This window comes from Brochothrix campestris (assembly GCF_046058945.1).
Taxonomy (GTDB): Bacteria; Bacillota; Bacilli; order Lactobacillales; family Listeriaceae; genus Brochothrix; species Brochothrix campestris.
Genome location: NZ_CP175511.1, coordinates 1,756,005 through 1,778,968 on the forward strand (window position 1 = coordinate 1,756,005; position 22,964 = coordinate 1,778,968).

A 22,964-nucleotide genomic window follows, 5' to 3' on the forward strand; every position below is an offset into this window, starting at 1 on the left:
TTTTTTAAAAATAACTTATTCTTAATATATGTATAAATAAAGGAGGAGTAATAATGAAAAAAATAAAACGTTCAATTGTGCTAGCACTAGTAATAATAGCTGCTTTCTTTCAAAACCCAGTTGTTTTCGCTAAAAACATCACAAGTAGCATTGTAACTGATGTTAATTTCAAAGCAGATACAACTGCAAATGGCGGACAAATTATCACTGAAATTGACAGTAGTAAAAAATTCATTCTTTCTTATGAGTTTTCAATTCCTAAGGAATTAATTGTTCTCGGTGGAGACAGAGCTAGCTTTTCGGTTCCACCTGAAATAAGATATAATAATATCGACATGACAGACGTTCCCTTAAAGACTAGTGACGGCCTCATTTTCGGAACCGCTTCGATAAAAAATGGACAGGTAGAAATAACGTTTAACACCAACGTTGAACAAGGTATTAGTATGGCCTATTTCGATATTTGGGCAAACTTTAACGCTAATAATATTACCATTGACGAAATGAATGTTATCCCTTTTGAAACAATTAATGGCACAGTCGAGAAAGAAATACTAATCACTCAGTCAAACACTGGTTCTGGCTCAGGTGCTTGGATTACAAAAAATGGAAAGTACGAAGGAAAACAAGACCCAAAAGATACCTTAACGTGACAAATTTACATCAATACCTTCCAAGATAAAAAAAGTTTTCAAGATGGCTATTTCATCGACACCTTAGGTGACGGTTTGACATTTATCGGCTCTAAACAAAGCAATTCAGTAAGAGTTGTCTATGGCTCTAGCACTGCGACAGCCTCAATCGATGAACAGGTTGAAGTTGAATGGATCGATAGTAAAACTTTTAAAATCCCCTTACGCGATACAAATGAACGGATTTTCATCACATATAAGACGAAAACTGATTTTTCTAAATCACAATACACAAACACCGCTGAAGTAACCGCCAAAATTGATGGTGCTTCCACTCTAGAAAACCACCATATAATAGGTTATTCAGAAAAATATGGTGGTGAAGGTGGCGGTAATATCGATTCAAGCTCAAACGACTCGAGTTCAAGCAATTCCAGTTCAACCGATTCCAGTTCAATCGACTCGAGTTCAACTGATTCCAGTTCAACTGATTTCAGTTCAAGCGATTCGAGTTCAAACGACTCAAACTCAGATGCAATTGAAATAGGTTCAAACATCTCACAAGAAAAGATAACACATACCACTAAGACTCACTCAAAGCAATCACTTTCCAACCTAATAATTACGCCTGATTCTTCAGAAAACCAACTAAAAACAACAATATCTCAACATAATTTGCCCAAAACAGGTGAAAATCAACAACTCCCTTGGTATTTATGGGTTGGTTTAACTTTTCTATTAATTGCTGTTAGACAAATAAAAAAAATAACGATCACTTAAATTATTTCTTTAACGAATCAAAAAAGCTAACTCTCTATCGGTAAGTTACCGATAGAGAGTTAGCTTTTATTTATTCTATCAGCAATTATTCTCCTTTAAATGCTTTTCGCATCTTATCAAAGAAACCATCGTTGCTGTTATCACCTTCTGTTGCTTTCGCGTAATCTTTCACAGCCTTACGTTGGGCATCGTTCATTTTTTGCGGTACGACTACACGCACTTGAATGTGTTGATCGCCGTGTCCGGTACGTTGGAGGCGCGGTGCCCCTTTGCCTCGGAGACGGAAGTTAGTGCCATTTTGTGTCCCAGCAGGTACTTTTAAGCGCACTTTACCATGTAAGGTTGGCACTTCAATTTCAGCACCGAGCGCGGCTTGCGCAAATGTAATCGGTACTTCAGCGTAAATATCATCGCCATGACGTTCAAAGAACTCATCGGGAATAATATCAAACACGACATATAAGTCACCATTTGGTCCGCCATTGTAACCAGCAGCCCCTTGGTTTGAAACGCGCATTTGTTGCCCGTCATCGACACCAGCAGGTACTTTTAGTTTTAATTTTTTCACTTTTGTCACACGTTCATTCGTTTTTTCGTCAATTTCTTCACGACGGAAACTAATTTCAATTTCTTTACCGAAAATTGCTTCACGGAATTTCAAACGCATCGTGTATTGCATGTCCTGTCCTGCGCGCGGTGCATTCGGGTCACGACGTCGGCCACCACCAAAGAAACTTTCAAAAATGTCTTCAAAGCCACCGCCGCCAAAGCCGCCACCACTAAAGCCACCACCGAAACCACCGCCACCAAAGCCAGCGTTCGGGTCAGCGTGCCCAAAACGGTCAAAATGAGCTTTTTTATCCTCATCACCTAAAATATCGTAAGCATCTGATATTTCTTGGTATTTTGCTTTGGCACTCTCTTCTTTGTTAATATCTGGATGATATTGTTTTGAAAGTTTACGGTATGCCTTTTTAATCTCTTGTGCCGTTGCAGACTTACTAACGCCTAAAACGTCATATGGATCTTTATTTGCCATTTTAATGTCACTCCCTGTTTAACTCGTATTGGTTTACTTTATCATTTACTGCCCAAATAGGCTAGTTACAAATAAAAGGCCATCGTCACAAACTGCGGACATGGCCTTTTATTCTGACGATTAGATTACTTATTTTTTATCTTCGTCAACTTCTTCGAATTCAGCTTCAACAACGTTATCGTCAGCTTGGTCGCCAGCTTCACCTTGTTCAGCTTGTTGTGCTTTAGCCGCTTCTTCGTATAATTTAACTGATAACGCTTGAACGATTTCATTTAAAGCATCTTTTTTAGTTGTGATGTCTTCAATGTCTTCGCCTTCTAAGGCAGTTTTCAATTCATCACGTGCCTCTTCAGCTTTTTTAACTTCATCAGCTTCGATTTTACCTTCTAAGTCTTTCAATGTTTTATCAACAGAGAAGATTAATTGATCGGCTTCGTTACGCGTATCAACTGCTGCTTTGTTTTTAGCATCTTCTTCAGCATTTGCTTCAGCATCTTTAACCATACGTTCAATTTCTTCATCAGTTAAACCTGAAGATGATTTGATGACAATGTTTTGTTCTTTACCAGTACCTAAGTCTTTCGCTTTAACAGTTACGATACCATTTTTATCAATATCGAATGATACTTCGATTTGAGGCACGCCACGTTGAGCAGCTGGGATGTCAGATAATTGGAAACGACCTAATGTTTTGTTGTCTTTCGCCATTGGACGTTCACCTTGTAACACATGGATATCGACAGCTGGTTGGTTATCAACCGCAGTTGAGAATACTTGTGATTTAGATGTTGGGATTGTTGTGTTACGTTCGATTAAGACTGTTGAAACGCCACCCATTGTTTCGATACCTAATGAAAGTGGAGTAACATCAAGTAAAACAACGTCTTTCACGTCACCGGTAATCACACCACCTTGGATTGCTGCACCCATTGCAACAACTTCATCTGGGTTAACACCTTTATGTGGTTCTTTACCTAATTCTTTTTTAACAGCTTCTTGTACGGCAGGAATACGAGTTGAACCACCTACTAAAATAACTTGGTCGATTTCGCTTGCTGATAATTTGGCATCTTTCATTGCTTGACGAACAGGAACAACCGTACGTTCAACTAATGAAGCTGTAATATCATCAAATTTAGCACGTGATAATGTCACTTCTAAGTGCATTGGACCATTGTCACCTGCTGTGATGAATGGTAATGATACTTGTACTGAAGAAACGCCTGATAAGTCTTTTTTCGCTTTTTCAGCAGCATCTTTCAAACGTTGTGTTGCCATTTTATCTTTCGATAAATCAATGCCGTTGTCTTTTTTAAACTCAGCTACTAAGTAATCGATAATCGCTTGGTCAAAGTCATCGCCACCAAGTGAGTTATCACCTGCTGTTGCTAATACTTCAAAGACACCATCGCCTAATTCAAGGATTGAAACGTCAAATGTACCACCACCAAGGTCAAATACTAAGACAGTTTGGTCTTCATCTGTTTTTTCAATACCGTAAGCTAAAGCTGCAGCTGTTGGTTCGTTAACAATACGCTCGACTTCTAAACCAGCAATTTTACCAGCGTCTTTCGTTGCTTGACGTTGTGCATCGTTGAAGTAAGCTGGCACTGTAATAACCGCTTTATCAACTGTTTCACCTAAGTAATCTTCAGCATAACCTTTTAAGTATTGTAAGATGATTGCTGAAATTTCTTGTGGCGAGTAATCTTTACCTTCGATTGTTGTAACGTGGTCAGTACCCATATAACGTTTAATTGAAGCAATTGTGTTTGGGTTTGTAATCATTTGACGTTTTGCTACTTCACCTACTTGACGTTCACCGTCTTTGAATGCGACAACAGATGGTGTTGTGCGGCCACCTTCTGGGTTTGGAATGATTTTAGCTTCGCCACCTTCAAGAACTGAGACAGCAGAGTTTGTTGTACCTAAGTCAATACCGATAATTTTGCTCATAATAAATTTCCTCCTAGAAAATGTTTTTTTGATGTTGCGTTGTTATCTGCACGTGTTTATTGGTTAACTTTAACCATGGCAGGTCGGATAACACGCTCTTTTAAGCGGTATCCTTTTTGTAATTCGGCAGTAACGACATTGCTTTCAAAGGCGTCGTCGCTATCTTGCATAACAGCTTGATGAATGTTTGGATCAAACGCTTCACCAACAGTTGCGATGACTTCTAAGCCTTCCGCTTCTAATGCTGTTATTAATTGGCGTTGGACAATTTCAATTCCTTCAAGGAATGATTTCGTATCTTCCCCCGCCAAGTCTGTCGCCATTGCCCGTTCAAAGTTATCTAAGACTGGCAATAATTTTTCAATCACCGCTTGCGAACGAAACTTCGCAGCGCTTTGTGCTTCGATTTTTTGACGACGTCGACTGTTATCAAAGTCAGCTTGTAAACGTAAGTAACGTGTTTCAAGCGCGTCATATTTGGCTGTTAGTTGGTCAAGTTCAGATACTTCAACCACTTCTTCTTCGGTTGTTTCAACTGCCTCTTCAACCGTTTCATTTGTTTCAGTTACTTCTTCAACCTTATCTGACTTCACTTCTTCGCTCACATTATTCCCTCACTTTATCAGTTTATATTTCCCTCATCATAACGTGTTGTTAAAAAGCGGGATAAATCTTTACTCACCTCATCAATCACTTGAATCGAATGATCGTACGACATACGTGTTGGTCCTAGCAAGGCAATCACACCTGCCTTTTGGTTATCAACCTTGTATGTGCTTGTTATCAAGCTGAAATCTTTAAACAAGTCGTTAGAAATCTCTTCACCGATCATCACGTTGATACCTTCAGGCACATCGTTGACGAGTTCAAAAACATCATCGCGTTGCTCGAGTAATTTAATCACATCGCGAATTTGGGCGGTTTGACTAAATTCAGGTTGATTTAAAATATGCGATTGTCCCGAAAAGACAATTTTTTCTTGAGGTGTTTGATGAAACACGTTTTGCAATAATTGTTGAATCGCATCAAATTCGTTCGTTTGTTGTTTTAATAACTGATTGACTTCTCGCGGTAGTCTCATTTTTATATCTGATAATGGTAGGTTCACCAGTTTATCATTTAAAATATTCACGACCCGTTCAATATCAGTCGGTGAAACGGCTGCTTCAAGCGTAAATCGATGATTCTCTACATGACCACTTGTTGTAACTAAAATCGCAACAACCTGTCGTTCACCAATTGGAATCAACTGAAAACTCGCCAGGCGATTCAATTGTAAATTAGGACCAAGTACAATCGCCGTGTAGTTCGTTAAATCAGCTAAAATCGTTGCTGATTTACGAATCAGCTCTTCCATTTCAACATAATCATGAGTGAAAAGTTGCTGAATGACTTGCATATCAGTCGGGTGAATGGCCATCTTACCAACAAGAAAGTCCACGTAGTAGCGATACCCTTGTTCAGATGGGACGCGTCCTGATGACGAATGTGTCTTTTCGATAAAACCTTGTTGTTCTAAAATACCCATTTCGTTACGAATCGTCGCTGAACTAAATGGCAATTGACCTTCTTTCACTAATGAGCTTGAGCCAATCGGTTTTGCCGTTCCAATGTAGTTGCGGACAATGGTTTTCAGTATCAGTAGCTGTCTTTCTGATAACATTTAGCATCACTCCTTTTAGCACTCTGATCGTTCAAGTGCTAACTACATTCTTAATTTAACAAATAAGTCAGAACATGTCAATAACTTACACTCGAAAAATGACCTTTTTTGACCAATATTTTTTCAGTCCTCAAAAACCGCCTCTCAACTGTTTGAAAAGCGGTCATTTTATTCGGGCAGTTTGTATAGCTAACAGCTGTACTTGCAAGTTTGTTAATTCATATCATCTAAAAAGGCCACCATTTTTTGCATTATATATATGACGATAATCGTTGTGAAATAACTAGCGATGATTAGTTCGCCTATGATAATGAAACGTTTAGGCAGCTTGAACAATAGCAGTAGTGCTAATAGTAGACTTAATAGCAGCGTTATAAAAAAATGTGGCCACACCTTAAGCGCGGTCGGACGTTCCGACGTTGTTTGTTTTTTCACCATCGGTGCTCCTCCTCATTAACACGTTTTGTTTTGCTAGCCTCTCTTTTTAACTTAGCTATTTGACGACCGTGCTGTCAAATGAGTAGGCAGCGAAAAAGACACTTAGAGGGCGCACAACATCTGTGTTTGTGCACGTAACTAAGTGTCTTTTTGCTGGTTGTTACTCTCGTTCAAATAAAAAATCACGAAAGACGACATTTCCTAAAAAGCGACCTTGTCGGGTTAGTTTAACAAAACCATCTTCGTGTGCCATTAAACCTTTCGCCACAAAACGCGCAATCGGTTCGTGGTAAATATCAAACATATTTTGACCAAACTTCTCTTTAAAATGCGACACCGATACACCTTGCACCCGACGCAGACCGAGAAACATTTCTTCCTCAATATGTTCTTGTAAGGCTAGTTCCTTTGTTTGAAAAGTTGGTAATTGACCATTTTCAAGTGGTGTCATGTATTTTTTTAGCGGACCGGCATTCGCATAACGAACATCCCCTAAAAAGCCATGAGCACCCGCACCAAAGCCATAATACTGTTCATTGGCCCAGTACGTAATGTTATGACGACTTTCATAACCTGGCTTACAAAAGTTACTAATCTCATATTGGTTGCGGCCATGGGCAGCCATTGTGTCCATTAAATAACCGTACATATTGGCTTCGGCATCCTGCCCTGGCAAGATGAGCTTGCCTTTTTGCATGAGGTTATAAAAAATCGTTTTCGGTTCGACGATTAGTGAATAGGCCGAGTAATGCGGGAGATCAAGCGCTAACGCTTTTGTGAGCGTGTCTTTGAAATCCGCCTCGGTTTGACCCGGCAAACTAAAAATCAAGTCGATAGAAATATTTTCGAAACCGACAGCATGAGCGTTATCAACTGATTGATACACATCAGCCACCGTATGAATCCGTCCGATTTTTTTCAACAAATCTTGATTAAAGCTTTGTACCCCCATACTAAGGCGGTTGACACCGTGTTGATGCATCACCGCTAATTTTTCAATCGATAAATCACCGGGATTTGCTTCAAATGAAAATTCACCCGTTGCTTCATCATAAGGCAGTAGCTCACGGATACCACGACATAACTTATCGAGTTGGTTTGGCGTCAACGTTGTCGGTGTTCCACCGCCAACAAAAATTGTTTCAACATGATCGACTGGTGTTTGCTCAAGTCGCATTTTCATTTCTAACAACAACGTATCAATGTAACGATCAACGGGTTGCCCTTCTAAAAAAACTTTGTTAAAGTCACAGTAATAACAAATGTGCTCACAAAATGGGATGTGTATATAAACGGCTGTCATAATTGGCCTTCCTTTCTTACTTAACGCTTTTCATTTTACGTGAAGCGGAGGCTTAATTCAAGTCGGTCGTTTAAAACAATCAGTTAGACTACGTTTTTATCCATGCAACGACGTTAGACTTTGCTTCTTCTTCATTGACCTTAATTTATTTTAAAAATCTATTTTTAATCCGTTGTTCTAGTTTAGTCATTTTGAGTTCGACACTTTCTTTCAATTGTTTGTTCGATTTTTATTACCCGCATATTTCGCCGTTTTTATTTCTTCAAAAGGTAGCATTTTCTTCATGTTTTTTTCACATTCACTTGTTATATTTAATGAGTAAACCAAATGAAGTGGCAGTTTTTGCTCCTATCATTATTATTGTTCTTTTTTTTCTTTTACTAAGTGCTGAGCCTTGTCACTCAGTCGCTTAACAGTTTCTCCCTTTTTCACCAGTCGCTGTCAACGACTGGTTTTTTTATTCCTTTCAATTTTCAGCACAAAAAAAGCAGGTACTTCACCCGCTAACGGAATGAAATACCTGCTTCAGTTGTAGAAAAATGCTTATTTGTCCATCCATTCAGTATGGAAAGTACCTTCTTTATCTGTACGTTCGTAAGTGTGAGCACCGAAGTAATCACGTTGCGCTTGGATAAGGTTCGCTGGTAATGTTTCTGTACGGTAACTATCGTAGTAAGAAACAGCAGCCGAGAATGTTGGTACCGGAATACCCGCTTTAACAGCTGTTGCCACAACATCACGCAATGCTTCTTGGTAGTTGTCAGCAATATCTTTAAAGTAAGGATCTAAGAACAAGTTTTTAAGTTCTGGTGCTTTATTAAAGGCATCCGTAATTTTTTGTAAGAAGCGAGCACGGATGATGCAACCTGCACGGAAGATTTTAGCAATCTCACCGAAGTTTAAGTCCCAGTTGTTTTCATCTGATGCCATTCGCATTTGAGCAAAACCTTGTGCATATGACGCAATTTTACTTAAGTACAATGCACGACGAACCGCTTCAATGACAGCTTCTTTATCGCCTGTAAACGGTACTTTAGCAGGACCAGTTAAGACTTTACTTGCTGCCACACGTTCTTCTTTTAAAGCCGAAATGTAACGAGCAAAGACAGATTCAGTAATAAGTGGTAATGGTGTCCCTAAATCTAATGCGCTTTGGCTTGTCCATTTACCAGTCCCTTTGTTACCTGCACGGTCTAATATAACATCAACCAATGGTAAGCCTGTTTCTTCGTCTTTTTTCTTCAAGATATCTTTTGTGATATCGATTAAATAACTGTCTAATTCGCCAGTGTTCCAATCTTCAAACACGTCAGCTAATTCGTCATGTGATAAACCAACATGATGTTTGAGTAATGCATACGCTTCAGCAATTAATTGCATATCACCATATTCGATACCGTTATGTACCATTTTGACATAATGACCCGCACCATCCGCACCAATATAAGCCACACATGGTTCGCCATCTTCAGCACGAGCAGCAATTTCTTTAAGGATTGGAGCAACTAATTCATACGCTTCTTTTTGTCCCCCAGGCATGATTGCAGGCCCTTTAAGCGCGCCTTCTTCACCACCAGAAACGCCAGTACCAATAAAGTTGAATCCTTCAGCGCTTAATTCAGCGTTACGACGGATTGTATCTTCGTAAAATGTGTTACCACCATCGATTAAAATATCACCTTTAGCTAAGAAAGGTTTAAGTGAATCAATTGTTTTATCTGTTGCAACGCCGGCTTTAACCATTAACAAAATACGACGTGGTGATTCAAGTGAGTTAACAAATTCTTCGACTGTGTAATAAGGTACTAAGTTTTTGTCAGAATGATCTTTCATAACATCTTCTGTTTTTGAAGCTGAACGGTTGAAAATAGAAACCGAATGACCTCGACTTTCAATGTTTAACGCAAGGTTTTTGCCCATTACGCCCATTCCAATAACACCAATTTGTTGTTTGCTCATATTTTACGCGTCCTTCCAATTCATGAATTTTATGGATACTTTTGCTAACGTGATGCTATGTTAACATTGGCTCTACCGTATCATCATATCAAAAGATGAGCCTTTCTTCAATCATCTGCTATGCGATACTTCACTTTATTTTTATAAATAGTAAGCGTTTTACTAAATGCAGTTGTTCCATCCCGTTCTTTAACTGTCATGGCTCTAAGACATTATCGTCATGATGATTAAAATATATAGTAATTGTTATGCAAGAACACTCGGTCCTACAACAATTAATCCCAACACTTTGTTGTATCAACCATCGCTTATAGCTTGTAATTTAATACGTTTCAGCTACAATTAAGATAGGTTCATGTCATCTCATTGTACGTATCGAATAATTAGCTAAAGGAGTTTTTATGTTGGGTTCTAATAAAATGGTCAAAATTGTCGTTTATGTCTTAATTATCGTACTCGTCTTATCGTCACTCTTGAGCAGTGCTTTATTCTTCTTCTAAATAACGAACAAAAAAGGTGCTATAATTTATGGTGTTGGTGAATTTTCACTGATGCCTATTTTTTCGCAAAAAAATAGCTGCATTTTCAAAATCCCTATAATATTAAGTCATCACAACAAATTTATAAGCGGGATTCGACAATGTCAGCTATCACTTGTAATAATATCGCAAATCCCTCTGGAATTACAGATGAAACTATTTCTTTTCCAAAAACATGGTGTTTAACTCAGTTAATTAAAGGTGTTTTAAGCACTTGTTATTTTGGTACACGCTCTTACACACACTCACGGTGTGCGAATTGCGGCTTTAATAATAAAACAGTTAAACTCATTAAACACGGAACTAAACTATCACGTATCACACTCCCTAAAACAAATAACCTTCCAACCTTTATGTAAAGGATGTAAAACAACCTTTATCGCTTCAACTTCGATGGTAAAACGAAATTGTTTTATCTCCAGACGTGTCATTCAAACACTAGCTGCCGAAGGGCAGTTTATTACTTCTGAAAAAGATATCGCTTTTAGACAGAGTGTTTCAACAACTACTGTTAATCGTGCTTTACACCAATGGTCTCCTCAATTCAAACCGAACTATCAAAGGCTTCCTCTACATCTTTCAATGGATGAATTCAAATCGGTAAAGAGTGCTGATAGTCAGATGAGTTTTATTTGCACTGATGCGAAAAAATATGAAATCATTGATATCCTCCCATCTAGAAGATTGCATCATCTCAGAGATTACTTTTCAAATTTCCGAAACAGGATTCTACTCGGATTCAATCATAAACGCATCGCTCCCAACTCGTAATTAATTGACTCTTTTACTGTCTTTTAATACGCGAGAGCCTCAATAATAAACGTGCAGCGTCATGACGTTTGTGAAGGCGACTCTAGCGGGAAAAGTCGCAGCTGAATACCCCCCAGCGGAGCGCGGAGGATGAAGCGTCACCCGCAGAAAGCGTCCTTCACATTAGGAATGACTACAAAAAAGCAGCTACCAAAAAAGGTAGCTGCAAAAATGACTTATTTTACTAAATTTTGAATAACAACACTATTTGACATAGAGCCACAAAAAAACGTCTGTGACCCACTGAAGCTTGGTCGCAGACGTTTTTTATTTAGTAAATCGTTGTTGTATCAGCGGAGATATGCTCGACGTTACGTTTAACGGCTTGCATAAATTGACCGCAGGCAACGCCATCCATCACACGATGATCCATTGAGAGACAGAGGTTGATCATATCACGAATACCGATCATATTGTTCACAACCATTGGCCGTTTTACAATCGATTCAACTTGTAAAATACCGGCTTGCGGATGATTGATAATGCCCATTGACTGGATTGAGCCAAATGAACCCGTATTATTAACAGTAAAGGTCCCGTCTTTCATATCCTCAGCGGTCAATTGATTGTTTTGCGCTTTTTTGGCAAAAGACAATACTTCGCGAGCAATCCCTTTGATTGATTTTTCATCAGCATGGCGAATAACTGGGACATATAAGGCGTCATTTGCCCCAATTGCAATCGAAATATTAATATCTTGATGCATCACGATTTTATCACCCTGCCACGAACTGTTCATAATCGGCACTTCTTTAAGTGCTTGCGCAACAGCTTTCACAAAGAAGGCAAAATACGTTAAATTAAAACCTTCTTTGTGACGAAACTCATCTTTAAGGGCATTACGAAAAGCGACTAAATTTGTAACATCAGCTTCAATCATCGTCCAACCATGAGGAATTTCAGTAGCACTGCGCACCATATTGGTCGCAATCGCTTTACGTACACCGGTCACCGGAATCATTGTGTCACCGGTTGCAACCGGTGATGATTGGACTGGTGCTGTTGGCTGTGGCTGAGCTGGTGTTACTACCGCTTCTGTTGATGTTGTCGATGGCACAGGCACACCCTTTTTAATGGCCTGTTGCACATCCTTACGTGTAATCCGTCCTTCATGACCACTACCAACGAGTTGATTTAAGTCAATGTTATGGTCTTGTGATAAGCGTAAGACTGCTGGTGAATAGCGTTTGTTGGCTGGCGCAGTTAGGGGCTTTGTTGACGCTGCACTGACCGTAGCCGCTTCGGTTTGTTCAATTGGGGCAATAGGCGTTTCTGTGCCACTCTCTGCTGTTACAATCGTACAAATAACAGCATCAACTGCCATCACTTCATCTTCTTGCGCGATAATGTCTTTAATCTCACCGGTAAAACTTGATGGGATTTCAGCCGTTACCTTATCGGTAATGACCTCCGCAATCGCTTCATATTTTTCAACCTGATCACCAGGGGCAACGAGCCACTTTGTAATTGTTCCTTCTGTGACACTTTCTCCTAGTTTAGGCATTGTCATTTTTTCAATTGCCAAACGAATAACCTCCTCTAATTAAAATGCTGCGAGTTCGCGAATTTCATGTTCGATTTGCTCAGGTGTAATCATCGTGAATTTTTCGAGTGTCGGTGCATAAGGCATCGATGGCACATCAGGTGCAGCTATCCGTCGTATTGGCGCATCCATCTCGAAGAAACACGACTCTGAAATAATTGCCGCTACCTCACCGAGCACACTGCCTTCAAGGTTATCTTCGGTTACGAGGATGACCTTCCCGGTTTTTTTAGCTGCAGCAATAATCGCCGCTTTATCAAGTGGATAAATCGTCCGCAAGTCTAAAATATGTGTTTCAATCCCATCTTGCGCCGCCATTTCGGCCGCTTGCAAGGCAAAGTTGACCATCAATCCATAAGTAATAATAGTGACATCGTCACCCTCACGCTTTACATCTGCTTTGCCAAGCGGAACAACGTAATCAGTTTCAGGTACCTCGCCTTTAATGAGACGGTAGGCACGTTTATGTTCGAAGAAAAGTACGGGATCGTTTGAGCGAATCGCCGCTTTCAATAAACCTTTGGCATCATAAGGATTTGAGGGAATAACAATCGTTAAACCGGGTTGACCCGCGAAGATTTTTTCAACTGACTGTGAGTGGTATAAACCACCGTGAACGCCTCCACCAAACGGTGCACGAATGACCATTGGCACGGTCCAATCGTTGTTTGACCGGTAACGTGTTCGGGCAGCCTCGGTCATAATTTGATTGACTGCTGGTAAAATAAAGTCCGCAAATTGAATTTCACAAATCGGACGGGTGCCAAACATGGCAGCTCCAATACCGACACCGACAATCGCCGACTCCGCTAATGGCGTATCCATCACACGTTTCGCTCCAAATTGCTCATATAAGCCATCTGTTGCTCGAAAAACACCGCCTTTAACACCGACATCTTCACCGAGTACAAATACTTTTTCATCACGCGCCATTTCTTCTTTCATCGCTAACGTGATTGCATTAATATAACTCATTACTGCCATAATTAAACACCTTCCGTTTCTTCATACACGTAACGTAACGCTGATTCTGGTTCAGCATAGGCTGCATTTTCAGCATAATCAGTCGCTTCGTTAATTTCCGCTTTAACCTCGGCTTCAATCGTCGCTTTTAAGTCCTCATCAATCACCTGATTAGCCAACAAGTAGTTTTCAAAGATAACAACGGGATCACGTTCATCACGTGCTTCCTTCACTTCTGCTGCTGTTCGATAGGTCATATCATCATCATCAGATGAATGAGGCGCAAAGCGATACGACATCGTTTCAATCAAGGTTGGTCCTTCGCCACGACGGGCACGGTCAAACGCTTCTTTCATCACGGCATAAACAGCAAAAATATCGTTGCTATCTACCGTAAAACCTGGAATGCCATAGCCAATTGCACGATCAGACAACCGTGCAGCCTTATACTGTTTATCAGCCGGCACTGAAATCGCATATCCGTTGTTTTCAATCACGAACACTACTGGTAAATCATGCACGCTGGCGAAGTTAATACCTTCATGAAAATCACCTTGGTTCGATGAGCCGTCACCGGTACTTGTGTAGACAGCCGCAGTTGAATTAAGCAGTTGAATGCCTAAGGCAAAACCAGCCGCATTAGGAAACTGTGTCGTTACTGGTGATGACTGCGTTGCAATTCGGTTCTTTTTATCGCCGAAATGTTCCGGCATTTGACGCCCCCCTGAATTGGGATCTTCGGCCTTCGCAAACGCTGATAACATAATGTCTTTTGCAGTCATACCACTGCTTAACACAACACCTAAATCACGGTAGTACGGCAGTAAATAATCCTGTGTTAAATCCATCGCAAAGGCGGTCGCAATTTGAGCGCCTTCTTGTCCTTGACCTGATACAAGAAAAGGAATTTTTCCTGCACGGTTTAATAACCACATGCGTTCATCCACACGTCGGGTTAACACCATCTTTTTGTACATCTCTATCAAGGTCTCATTCGATAAGCCTAATTGCTCATGCACCTCTGATAATTTCATTAATTCAATCATTTATACGTTCCTCCTTAAAACTGTAGAGCGTGTCCATCTACGGCTAAAGCCGCTTCACCGAACGCTTCTGATAGGGTTGGATGTGGGTGTATCGTCGCAGCGATTTCCCATGGGGTCGCATCGAGCACAAAGGCGAGACCCGCTTCACTAATTAAATCAGTCACATGGGGGCCAATCATATGTACGCCGAGCACATCATTGGTGTTGGCATCAGCAATTACTTTCACAAAACCATCTGTTTCACCATATACAAGTGCTTTTCCGACGGCACTGAAAGGAAACTCTCCTGTTTTTATATCGTAATGCGCCGCTGCTTCGGCTTCGGTTAAACCAATCGAGGCAACTTCTGGATAGGTATACACACAGCGTGCAATTGCTGATGCTTTGATTGGCATTGTTTTCACACCCGCGATATGTTCGACGGCATGAATGCCTTCATGCATCGCCACATGCGCCAGTTGCAGGCCACCAATACAGTCGCCAACTGCATATATATGACTTTCTTTTGTTTGGTAATTAGCGTTGACCTTAATCGCGCCCTGCTCTAATTGAATGGCCGTATTTTCTAAGCCGATATTTGCCGTTACTGCTTCACGACCGACTGAAATCAACACTTTTTCAGCGGTAAAACGTTGGCGCTTGTCATTAATGACCGCTTCAAAGCTAACGTTTTCAGCTGTCTCAACAAAACTGGTAGCATCGACCGCTGCCTTCGTTACAATCGTAATGCCGCGTTTTTTCATCAAACGTGTTAATTCGCGCGCGACTGCCGCATCCTCTGTCGGTAAGATGGTCGGTCCGTATTCAATCACTGTCACCTGTACACCTAGGTCATGTAACAACGAGGCCCACTCCATTCCAATCACACCACCGCCTACGATCACCATCTCTTTTGGTAGTGTTTCCAGTTGCAAGGCTCCTTCAGATGATAAAATGCGGTCGCTATATGCGAGTTCGCCTAATTGACGTGGTTGTGAACCGGTCGCAATCATAACGTTTTTAGGAATTAATGTTTCGAGTTCATCATCTGCCAACTGCACAGAAATGGTCCCCGCCATCGGTGAAAAGATTGACGGACCTAAAATCGTCCCTTTGCCAGCATAAAAATCAATTTTATTCTTTTTAATTAAATACTGCACCCCTTTTTCAAGTTGGGCTACAATCGCTGTTTTACGTGCTTGTACTGCTGTGAAATTCAGTGTCACTTGATTGACGTCAACACCGAATTGTGTCGCCTCCTTTGTTTGGCGTAACACTTCGGCCGAACGTAGCAGTGCTTTGCTTGGAATACAGCCACGATGCAAACACGTGCCTCCAAGTTCTGCTTTTTCAACTAAGGCAGTTTTCAAACCTAACTGACTGGCACGAATCGCGGCAATATAACCACCGGTACCGCCACCAAGGACGACTAAATCGTATTCTTTCGACATTTTATTATAACCTCTTTCATCTAGAAGATTGATAGTCCCTAACTGTTTCAGTCCCTTGTAAAATACGTAAACCAATCTCACCCATCGTCTTCATTTCTAACTGATCTTCGATGGTATATATCGGTGCAATCCATTCGATATAAGGGATTAGTTGTTCAACTAAATAAGGGCTAATGGTCATTCCACCAGTGAGAATAATCGCATCAATATCCCCTTTTAAGACCGTGGCATAGGCACCGATTTCTTTGGCGATTTGATAAAGCATCGCCTCATAAATCGCAATGGCTTTCTGATTACCTGCTGCAATTTCCCATTCAACATCCGTTAATGAATCAGTGCCTAAATAGGCGGAGAAACCACCCTCGTGGATTAGTTTATCAATTTTTTTCGGTTCAATTAAGGCATCACGGTATTCAATCAACCATCCACTTAATGGCAAGGACCCTGTTCTAATCGTACTAAAAGGACCACCACCAAAATAGCCATTGTTGACATCGACTACTTTGCCATCTTTGTGTACTCCGACTGAAATAGCAGATCCTAAATGGGCCACAACGAAACGTGAGCTCTCATACGATTTCCCGATTTTTTCAGCCACTTGTCGACTGACCGCCTTTTGATTTAAGGCATTGAAATAACTGCGGCGTTCAAATTGTGGATGTCCCGAAATACGAGCCTCTGGTTGTAATTCATCAACGGTTGGTGGGTCATACGTAACGGCTGGTATGTGATAATAGGCGGATAATGACTGCGCTAAAATCGCTCCAAAACTGCCTTCGACTGTGTATGAGGCATTAGCAATCAAGTCAGCTACCATCGCTGCATTAATCGTATAGACACCACTACTCAATGGTTTCAGATAGCCCGTATTGCTGATAACTAAATCAATTTTTTTCATCTCGATCCCCGCTTGCTTTAGCTGTAAAAGCAACCGTTGTTTCATGACCGTTAGTTGCTTTTGGCGTCGTGTCTCATCATCGATGGTCAATATAAGATTGTCACGAATTGTTTTATTAAAAACTAATTTGTCATCTTTAAAAACAGCTATTTTCAGTGACTGGATACCCGTATTAATGACTAAGATATGGTGACTGATGATGGTAATACCCCCTTTTTAAGACCTGGTAATAACTCCACATACTATATCATAGGTGATTATCTTTTTTTTAGCAAGTCATAGCTATTCGCTTCTTGCATGAACGTTTATTTCATCGACTCAGCCTGCTGAATTAGTTCACGGGCATGCAGTTCTGTCGACGTTGTCATTTCAGCGCCACTCATCATCATTGCAATTTCAGCCACACGTTTATCAAATGAGAGTTCCGTGACACTTGTTAACGTCCGTTCACCGGTAATTTGTTTTTCAATATGATAATGGTGATCCGCCATCGAAGCCACCTGTGGCAAATGCGAAATACAGAGTACTTGTGAATCAACTGAGACCGAGTAAATTTTTTGGCCGATTGCTTGTGCCACACGACCACTTACGCCGGTATCAACCTCATCAAAAATAATACTTGTAATGCCTTGATGTTTCGAAAAAATCGTTTTCATTGCCAGCATCATCCGTGATAGTTCACCACCGGAGGCAATCTTATGCAACGGTTTAAGCGGTTCCCCAGGATTGGTCGACGTATAAAATTGAATGCGATCACTGCCGCGTTCATTCAAGTCTTGTTCAGCAAACTGCACACTGAAAATCGCCTTGTCCATGTATAGCTCTTTAAATTCATCATGAATAGCCGCAGTAAGAACCTCTGCCGCTGTTCGACGTATGTGCGTTAACCCTTCGGCCTTTTGTGTCAATTGCGTCGCTATCGTTTCAATTTCAGTTTGAAGCTGTTCGGCATGCGTTTCACTATGCTGTAAATTATCTAATTCACGGCTTATTTTGTCATGATATTGCATCATCGCACTCACTGAATCGCCATACTTACGTTTCAATTGGGTGAGCGCATCCATCCGTGTTTCGATTTGATTCAACTGTTCAGGATTGAATTCAAGACTCGCTAATTCTTGATTCAGTTCCGTTGCGACGTCGGTTAAGCTATAGTAGGCCGATTGCACCGTTTCAAGCCACGTTTTATAGCGACCATCAACATCCTGGATGGCATTGAGGTGGTTCATCACTTTCGCTATTTGGTCAAGGGCTGATTGTTCTCCTTGGAAAAGGTCGTAACTTGCTTCAACATTGTGATTGATTTTTTCATAATTTGCCAGTAATGACCGTTCTGCTTCGAGCGTTTCTTCTTCGCCGTCGACTAAATTAGCACTCGCTAATTCTTTCTTTTGGAAAACGAGCATGTCAATTCGTTGAGCAATTTCTTGCTCATTTTTATTGAAACGTTTGAACTCTTGTTTTTTCACTTTTAATTGCTGATAGAGCTGCTGATAGTCTGCCAATGGTTGCGCGATTTCTTCATGAGCAAATTGATCGATTAAAAACAGATGGTGCGCTTCATTCATCAGGTCTTGGCTTTCATGTTGAGAGTGAATATCGAGAAGTGTCTCACCGACATCTCGCAAGTTCGTTGTTGTCACGAGTTTACCGTTAATCCGACAGACATTTTTACCACTGCGCATTAATGTGCGGTTGAGCACAACCATATCTTCTCCGACTTCAATCCCTAACTGACCTAATACGGCATAAGCTCGTTTATTGTTTTCAATTGTAAACAAGGCCTCCAAAACGGCCTTTTCAGCTCCATGTCGTATTAAATCGGTCGAGGCACGCCCACCCACAATTAAACCTAAGGCATCAATAATAATCGATTTACCGGCACCGGTTTCTCCTGTTAAAACGGTTAAACCTCCTTTAAAAGACAATGCGACTTCTTCAATAATTGCTAAATGACGTATTGATAATTCTTGGAGCATTATCTCATCCTCCTCTTTCTACGGTCTTTCTGCTAAGCACTAGTCCTACGCTTAGAGCATTTCTAAAAACATCAGTTCATATTCTTCAGCATTTTGCTCAGATAAACAAATAACTAAAATCGTATCATCGCCACTAATTGTGCCGGCAATACCTTTGAATTGTGAGTTATCAATTAATGAGGCAATCGCATTCGCATTTCCTGGTAAGGTATGCATAATTAATGTATTATTCACTTTTACCATGCGGATAAACGAGTCAACAAGCGTGCGTTTCAGTTTATCTAATGGATTAAAACGGTTATCAGCTGGTAAACTATAGCGATACCCCCCGCGTAAAGAAGGCACTTTCACTAAATGTAATTCTTTTATATCACGTGAGACGGTCGCTTGTGTCACACTGTTTCCTTTTTCTTCGAGCAATGACACCAATTCTTCTTGTGTATCAATATCGTTGTTGGCAATTAAATCTCTAATGAGCACATGACGTTGTGCTTTATTCATATCAGTCACACCTTTCTGTTTCGTTACTATTATTGGAACATACCCTATAATTATACCATTTTTATGCAGTTGATGCGATTAAGAGCTAACCTCCATAACACATAAAAAAACTCGGAAAACGCAAATTGGCGTCAACCGAGTCATTAAACTATCCTTTTAGCGTATGATGAGCGCGTGTCACAATTTCTTTAATCGTATCTGGCGCAAGGTATTGACCTTCGTAATTTGTTTCACCAGCATAGTTAAGATGGGCAATAAATTCAATATTACCTTCGCCACCTGTTATCGGTGAAAAACTGAGGTTTTTTACGTCAAACCCTAGTTTTTGTGAGAAGCTTAGTACATCTTCGATTACTTGTTGATGCACTTTTTCATCACGGACAATTCCTTTTTTACCGACCTGTTCACGCCCAGCTTCGAACTGTGGCTTAATTAAGGCCATCACATCGCCATTAGCAGCAATCACCTTCGTTAAGGTTGGTAGAATTAAGCGCAATGAAATAAAGGACACATCAATCGTGGCAAACTCAGGTACACCCTTCGTAAAGTTTTCTGGTTCAACATAACGAAAATTCGTATGTTCCATCACTTCTACACGTTCATCGTTCCGTAATTTCCAAGCGAGTTGGTTCGAACCGACATCAAGGGCATAACTCATCTTCGCACCATTTTGGAGGGCACAATCGGTAAAACCACCCGTTGAACTCCCAATGTCTAACATGATTTTATCTGTTACGACAAAATCAAAGGCTTGTAAAGCCTTCTCAAGCTTAAGTCCCCCGCGACTGACGTAAGGCATCCGTTGTCCCTTAACATTTAATTCAACCGTGAGTTCAATTTTTTCACCCGGTTTATCGACCCGTTCTTCTTTAATGTAAACAAGACCTGCCATCACAGCACGCTTCGCCTGTTCTCTCGTATCGAATAATCCTTGTTGGACTAATAACACATCGACCCGTTCTTTTAATTTCATCGTCTTTAACTCCTTTATCTTGCCACTTTTTACTTATTTATGCCTCTCGCTCAGCAATCATTGCTGTCAGTGCCTCAAGGTAGGCTGTATCGTAGGGTAGTTGCTCCAATAACGCATAAGCCGCCTCTGTATAAGCTGTTAATTGTTGTTGCGCCCCTGCTAAAGTTAACAGTGATGTATAGGTGCTCTTGTTTAACTGTGCATCCATTCCGGTTTGTTTACCCATTTTGGTAGCGTCACCGATTACATCTAAAATATCATCTTGGATTTGAAAAGCAATCCCAATCTTAGTGGCAAAGTTTTCTAACAGTTGATACTCTGACATATTCGCCCCACCGACAATCGCACCGGCACATACGCTCGCCTGTAAAAGCGCCCCTGTTTTTTGGCTGTGAATTTGTGCCAATTCAGGCAAGCTAACTGCACGTGTTTCAGCTTCAATGTCACTTTGTTGCCCGCTAATCATCCCACTAGGCCCCGCCGCATAGGCAAACAAGCGGATTAATTTTATACGTGCTGTCTCACTTAAATGTGGCGCTGTTGCAAGCTGTTCAAAGGCTAATGTTAACAGCCCATCACCTGCTAAAATAGCGGTTGCTTCATCAAATTGCTTATGACTCGTCAGACGTCCTCGACGATAATCATCGTTGTCCATCGCAGGTAAATCATCATGAATTAGCGAATATGTGTGAATAAATTCCATCGCCATGGCAGGTATCATCGCTGCTTTGAGATCAGAGGTAAACAAGGTTGCTGTCGCTAAAACAAGTAACGGCCTAATCCGTTTGCCACCAGCCGCTAATGAATAGTCGAGTGCTGCCTGATGACGTGGGTTAACGTCGGGCAGTTGCTGTAAGGTTGCTGTCATCGTTGCTTCTAGTTGTTTCTTACTATTCGTTACAAACGATTCAAACATCAGGCGTCAGTTCCCTTCATTGCAAATGGTGTTGTTTCACCGTCTGCTTGGACGAGTTGCACCATTTTTTCTTCAGCATTTTTCAATTGGCTGTCACATAAAGCCGCCAGTTTAACACCTTGTTGATACAATTCTAATGCTTCTTCTAAACCGATTTCGCTGTTTTCCAACTGTTTAACAACTGTATCGAGTTGCGACATTGCTGTTTCAAAGTTTACTGTTTTTGCTGCTTCCATGGGCTGACATCTCCTTTTTAGTAACTGTCGCGGTTAAAACACCATCGCGCATTCGAATCCGTACGGCTTCATTTAATGCCACATCAGTGACTTTATTTAAGACTGTTCCCGTCTTTGTTTCAACAAGTGAAAAGCCACGTTGCATCACCTGTAGTGGACTCAAGCTCTCAATTTGATTGATTTTATGACTGAGTGTGAGACGTTTATGTTCAAGTTGTGCACGATATGCTTTAACGAGGTTAAGTGTTTGTTGCTCTAATTGTTCTTGACCACGTTGAATACGTGCCTGTGGATTCGTTTGTTGTAGCTGCCAACTGAGTCTTTCAAAGCTAAAGCGCTGTGCTGTTACACGTGCTTTTAAGGCCGCTATTAAACGTTGCTGATAATTATCTAGCTGTTGATACTGCTGTTCAATCAGCCGTTGTGGCTGCTGTCTCGCCAGACGTTCTTGATAATGTGCTAACCGTTGTTTCTTATCAGCAAGCACATTCTTCAAGCTGTCTGTTAATCGTTGTTGTTGATGTTGAATGGTAGTTAGTAACTCCACTGTTTGTTTAACTGCAATTTCAGCAGCTGCTGTTGGTGTGGCTGCTCGATAATCGGCAACATAGTCACTTAAAGTTGTATCGGTTTCATGGCCGACAGCCGATATAATCGGCACCTTGGCCTCATAAATGGCACGGACAACTTGTTCCTCGTTGAAGGCCCAAAGGTCCTCAATTGAGCCACCACCACGTCCAACAATTAACACATCCAACGGGGGTTCAAATTGATCAGCTCGCTTAATTTGACGTGCCACTTCGACAATCGCTTGATCGCCTTGAACAGCCGCTGGAAATAAAATGATGTCTGTTTGCGGTGAACGTCGTTTTAAGGTTGTCATAATATCGCGAACAGCTGCACCCGTCGGTGAGGTAATAACACCGACTCGTTGCGGATATGCTGGTAAAGGTTGTTTATGTGCCTCAGAAAAAACACCTTGGTCTGTCAGCATTTTTTTGAGTTGTTCAAAGCGGACAAATAAGGCTCCGACACCATCAGGTTGCATTTCTTGGGCATAAAACTGATAGTTGCCACCACGTTCATACACGTCAATTCGGCCACTAATTAGCACTTTCATTCCATCTTCAGGCTGAAAGCCTATCGTTTGAGCCGCTTTTGCAAACATCACGGTCCGAATTTGTGACTTATCATCTTTCAAAGTGAAATAGAGATGTCCACTCGCCTGACGTTTGAAATTCGATAATTCACCTTGGACATATACTTTTTTTAAATACGGGTCGGCATTAAACTTACGCGCAATGTACCCGGTTAATAATGTTACCGACAAATAGTTCGCTGTCATTTTGGCACACCTCGT

Annotated in this window: 23 protein-coding genes; 5 read left to right on the top strand and 18 right to left on the bottom strand. The window is 40.9% G+C overall.

Annotated elements, in window-relative coordinates; genetic code table 11:
- Positions 1 to 53 precede the first annotated feature (53 nt).
- Positions 54 to 653, top strand: a complete 600-nt coding sequence (locus ACJYYY_RS08745) for an Ig-like domain-containing protein (protein ID WP_051456837.1) — start codon at positions 54 to 56, stop codon at positions 651 to 653.
- A gap of 75 nt (positions 654 to 728) precedes the next feature.
- Positions 729 to 1,412, top strand: a complete 684-nt coding sequence (locus tag ACJYYY_RS08750) for an LPXTG cell wall anchor domain-containing protein (protein WP_198015685.1) — start codon at positions 729 to 731, stop codon at positions 1,410 to 1,412.
- A gap of 85 nt (positions 1,413 to 1,497) precedes the next feature.
- On the opposite strand, the gene ACJYYY_RS08755 is transcribed toward ACJYYY_RS08750, so the two are convergent.
- The 7 genes from ACJYYY_RS08755 to gndA all read right to left on the bottom strand — a co-directional run bounded on the left by ACJYYY_RS08755 (position 1,498) and on the right by gndA (position 9,770).
- A complete protein-coding gene (locus ACJYYY_RS08755; protein WP_035313510.1) occupies positions 1,498 to 2,451 on the bottom strand; it encodes a DnaJ C-terminal domain-containing protein in 954 nt (317 codons plus the stop codon).
- Positions 2,452 to 2,580: 129 nt separating this feature from the next.
- On the bottom strand, positions 2,581 to 4,407 hold the full coding sequence (gene dnaK / locus ACJYYY_RS08760; RefSeq protein WP_408868837.1) for a molecular chaperone DnaK: 1,827 nt from the start codon (positions 4,405 to 4,407) through the stop codon (positions 2,581 to 2,583).
- 56 nt (positions 4,408 to 4,463) lie between these two features.
- The gene (gene grpE / locus ACJYYY_RS08765) at positions 4,464 to 5,012 is read right to left on the bottom strand and encodes a nucleotide exchange factor GrpE (RefSeq protein ID WP_035313511.1); all 549 of its coding nucleotides are present in this window, start codon (positions 5,010 to 5,012) and stop codon (positions 4,464 to 4,466) included.
- Positions 5,013 to 5,029: 17 nt separating this feature from the next.
- On the bottom strand, positions 5,030 to 6,070 hold the full coding sequence (hrcA, locus tag ACJYYY_RS08770) for a heat-inducible transcriptional repressor HrcA (RefSeq protein ID WP_035313512.1): 1,041 nt from the start codon (positions 6,068 to 6,070) through the stop codon (positions 5,030 to 5,032).
- Positions 6,071 to 6,283: 213 nt separating this feature from the next.
- The gene (locus tag ACJYYY_RS08775) at positions 6,284 to 6,508 is read right to left on the bottom strand and encodes a hypothetical protein (RefSeq protein ID WP_035313513.1); all 225 of its coding nucleotides are present in this window, start codon (positions 6,506 to 6,508) and stop codon (positions 6,284 to 6,286) included.
- A gap of 160 nt (positions 6,509 to 6,668) precedes the next feature.
- Positions 6,669 to 7,811, bottom strand: a complete 1,143-nt coding sequence (gene hemW / locus ACJYYY_RS08780) for a radical SAM family heme chaperone HemW (RefSeq protein WP_408868838.1) — start codon at positions 7,809 to 7,811, stop codon at positions 6,669 to 6,671.
- A 543-nt stretch (positions 7,812 to 8,354) separates the two neighbouring features.
- Complete coding sequence (gndA, locus tag ACJYYY_RS08785) at positions 8,355 to 9,770, bottom strand: NADP-dependent phosphogluconate dehydrogenase (protein ID WP_035313514.1); 1,416 nt, start codon at positions 9,768 to 9,770, stop codon at positions 8,355 to 8,357.
- A 404-nt stretch (positions 9,771 to 10,174) separates the two neighbouring features.
- Here gndA and prli42 point away from each other — a divergent pair, with 404 nt between their 5' ends.
- The 3 genes from prli42 (at position 10,175) to ACJYYY_RS08800 (ending at position 11,080) form a co-directional block, all read left to right on the top strand.
- A complete protein-coding gene (prli42, locus tag ACJYYY_RS08790) occupies positions 10,175 to 10,270 on the top strand; it encodes a stressosome-associated protein Prli42 (RefSeq protein WP_408868839.1) in 96 nt (31 codons plus the stop codon).
- A gap of 140 nt (positions 10,271 to 10,410) precedes the next feature.
- Positions 10,411 to 10,668: a hypothetical protein gene (locus ACJYYY_RS08795; protein WP_408868840.1), complete on the top strand. Its 258-nt coding sequence runs from the start codon at positions 10,411 to 10,413 to the stop codon at positions 10,666 to 10,668.
- A 34-nt stretch (positions 10,669 to 10,702) separates the two neighbouring features.
- The gene (locus tag ACJYYY_RS08800) at positions 10,703 to 11,080 is read left to right on the top strand and encodes a hypothetical protein (protein ID WP_408868841.1); all 378 of its coding nucleotides are present in this window, start codon (positions 10,703 to 10,705) and stop codon (positions 11,078 to 11,080) included.
- 310 nt (positions 11,081 to 11,390) lie between these two features.
- On the opposite strand, the gene ACJYYY_RS08805 is transcribed toward ACJYYY_RS08800, so the two are convergent.
- The 11 genes from ACJYYY_RS08805 to xseA all read right to left on the bottom strand — a co-directional run bounded on the left by ACJYYY_RS08805 (position 11,391) and on the right by xseA (position 22,949).
- Positions 11,391 to 12,644: a dihydrolipoamide acetyltransferase family protein gene (locus ACJYYY_RS08805; protein ID WP_035314996.1), complete on the bottom strand. Its 1,254-nt coding sequence runs from the start codon at positions 12,642 to 12,644 to the stop codon at positions 11,391 to 11,393.
- Between the two features lie 18 nt (positions 12,645 to 12,662).
- Positions 12,663 to 13,646 carry an alpha-ketoacid dehydrogenase subunit beta gene (locus ACJYYY_RS08810; protein ID WP_035314995.1) on the bottom strand — a complete coding sequence of 328 codons (984 nt, stop codon included), beginning with the start codon at positions 13,644 to 13,646 and terminating at the stop codon, positions 12,663 to 12,665.
- A gap of 2 nt (positions 13,647 to 13,648) precedes the next feature.
- Positions 13,649 to 14,671: a thiamine pyrophosphate-dependent dehydrogenase E1 component subunit alpha gene (locus ACJYYY_RS08815; protein ID WP_156921196.1), complete on the bottom strand. Its 1,023-nt coding sequence runs from the start codon at positions 14,669 to 14,671 to the stop codon at positions 13,649 to 13,651.
- Between the two features lie 14 nt (positions 14,672 to 14,685).
- A complete protein-coding gene (lpdA, locus tag ACJYYY_RS08820; RefSeq protein ID WP_035314994.1) occupies positions 14,686 to 16,101 on the bottom strand; it encodes a dihydrolipoyl dehydrogenase in 1,416 nt (471 codons plus the stop codon).
- Positions 16,102 to 16,117: 16 nt separating this feature from the next.
- The gene (buk, locus tag ACJYYY_RS08825) at positions 16,118 to 17,206 is read right to left on the bottom strand and encodes a butyrate kinase (RefSeq protein ID WP_035314998.1); all 1,089 of its coding nucleotides are present in this window, start codon (positions 17,204 to 17,206) and stop codon (positions 16,118 to 16,120) included.
- Positions 17,207 to 17,304: 98 nt separating this feature from the next.
- Positions 17,305 to 18,978 (bottom strand): DNA repair protein RecN, encoded by a 1,674-nt coding sequence (gene recN, locus ACJYYY_RS08830; protein ID WP_035314993.1) that lies wholly within the window; start codon positions 18,976 to 18,978, stop codon positions 17,305 to 17,307.
- A 51-nt stretch (positions 18,979 to 19,029) separates the two neighbouring features.
- Entirely contained in the window at positions 19,030 to 19,479 is a 450-nt protein-coding gene (ahrC, locus tag ACJYYY_RS08835; RefSeq protein WP_035314992.1) for a transcriptional regulator AhrC/ArgR, read from the bottom strand.
- A 148-nt stretch (positions 19,480 to 19,627) separates the two neighbouring features.
- Positions 19,628 to 20,452, bottom strand: a complete 825-nt coding sequence (locus ACJYYY_RS08840; RefSeq protein ID WP_035314991.1) for a TlyA family RNA methyltransferase — start codon at positions 20,450 to 20,452, stop codon at positions 19,628 to 19,630.
- A 37-nt stretch (positions 20,453 to 20,489) separates the two neighbouring features.
- On the bottom strand, positions 20,490 to 21,368 hold the full coding sequence (locus ACJYYY_RS08845) for a polyprenyl synthetase family protein (RefSeq protein WP_035314990.1): 879 nt from the start codon (positions 21,366 to 21,368) through the stop codon (positions 20,490 to 20,492).
- Positions 21,368 to 21,604, bottom strand: coding sequence for an exodeoxyribonuclease VII small subunit (gene xseB / locus ACJYYY_RS08850; protein ID WP_035314989.1), 237 nt, complete (start codon positions 21,602 to 21,604; stop codon positions 21,368 to 21,370). The genes ACJYYY_RS08845 and xseB overlap by 1 nt, the downstream gene beginning before the upstream one ends.
- Complete coding sequence (gene xseA, locus ACJYYY_RS08855) at positions 21,576 to 22,949, bottom strand: exodeoxyribonuclease VII large subunit (RefSeq protein ID WP_051456982.1); 1,374 nt, start codon at positions 22,947 to 22,949, stop codon at positions 21,576 to 21,578. The genes xseB and xseA overlap by 29 nt, the downstream gene beginning before the upstream one ends.
- Positions 22,950 to 22,964: the final 15 nt, after the last annotated feature.

Bases quoted from the DNA above. Each gene is read 5' to 3' on its own strand.
- ACJYYY_RS08745 (WP_051456837.1), top strand. From the start codon at position 54: ATGAAAAAAATAAAACGTTCAATTGTGCTAGCACTAGTAATAATAGCT.
- ACJYYY_RS08755 (WP_035313510.1), bottom strand. From the start codon at position 2,451: ATGGCAAATAAAGATCCATATGACGTTTTAGGCGTTAGTAAGTCTGCA.
- dnaK (WP_408868837.1), bottom strand. From the start codon at position 4,407: ATGAGCAAAATTATCGGTATTGACTTAGGTACAACAAACTCTGCTGTC.
- hrcA (WP_035313512.1), bottom strand. From the start codon at position 6,070: ATGTTATCAGAAAGACAGCTACTGATACTGAAAACCATTGTCCGCAAC.
- ACJYYY_RS08775 (WP_035313513.1), bottom strand. From the start codon at position 6,508: ATGGTGAAAAAACAAACAACGTCGGAACGTCCGACCGCGCTTAAGGTG.
- hemW (WP_408868838.1), bottom strand. From the start codon at position 7,811: ATGACAGCCGTTTATATACACATCCCATTTTGTGAGCACATTTGTTAT.
- gndA (WP_035313514.1), bottom strand. From the start codon at position 9,770: ATGAGCAAACAACAAATTGGTGTTATTGGAATGGGCGTAATGGGCAAA.
- ACJYYY_RS08795 (WP_408868840.1), top strand. From the start codon at position 10,411: ATGTCAGCTATCACTTGTAATAATATCGCAAATCCCTCTGGAATTACA.
- ACJYYY_RS08800 (WP_408868841.1), top strand. From the start codon at position 10,703: ATGGTAAAACGAAATTGTTTTATCTCCAGACGTGTCATTCAAACACTA.
- ACJYYY_RS08810 (WP_035314995.1), bottom strand. From the start codon at position 13,646: ATGGCAGTAATGAGTTATATTAATGCAATCACGTTAGCGATGAAAGAA.
- ACJYYY_RS08815 (WP_156921196.1), bottom strand. From the start codon at position 14,671: ATGATTGAATTAATGAAATTATCAGAGGTGCATGAGCAATTAGGCTTA.
- lpdA (WP_035314994.1), bottom strand. From the start codon at position 16,101: ATGTCGAAAGAATACGATTTAGTCGTCCTTGGTGGCGGTACCGGTGGT.
- recN (WP_035314993.1), bottom strand. From the start codon at position 18,978: ATGCTCCAAGAATTATCAATACGTCATTTAGCAATTATTGAAGAAGTC.
- ahrC (WP_035314992.1), bottom strand. From the start codon at position 19,479: ATGAATAAAGCACAACGTCATGTGCTCATTAGAGATTTAATTGCCAAC.
- ACJYYY_RS08840 (WP_035314991.1), bottom strand. From the start codon at position 20,452: ATGAAATTAAAAGAACGGGTCGATGTGTTATTAGTCCAACAAGGATTA.
- ACJYYY_RS08845 (WP_035314990.1), bottom strand. From the start codon at position 21,368: ATGTTTGAATCGTTTGTAACGAATAGTAAGAAACAACTAGAAGCAACG.
- xseB (WP_035314989.1), bottom strand. From the start codon at position 21,604: ATGGAAGCAGCAAAAACAGTAAACTTTGAAACAGCAATGTCGCAACTC.
- xseA (WP_051456982.1), bottom strand. From the start codon at position 22,949: ATGACAGCGAACTATTTGTCGGTAACATTATTAACCGGGTACATTGCG.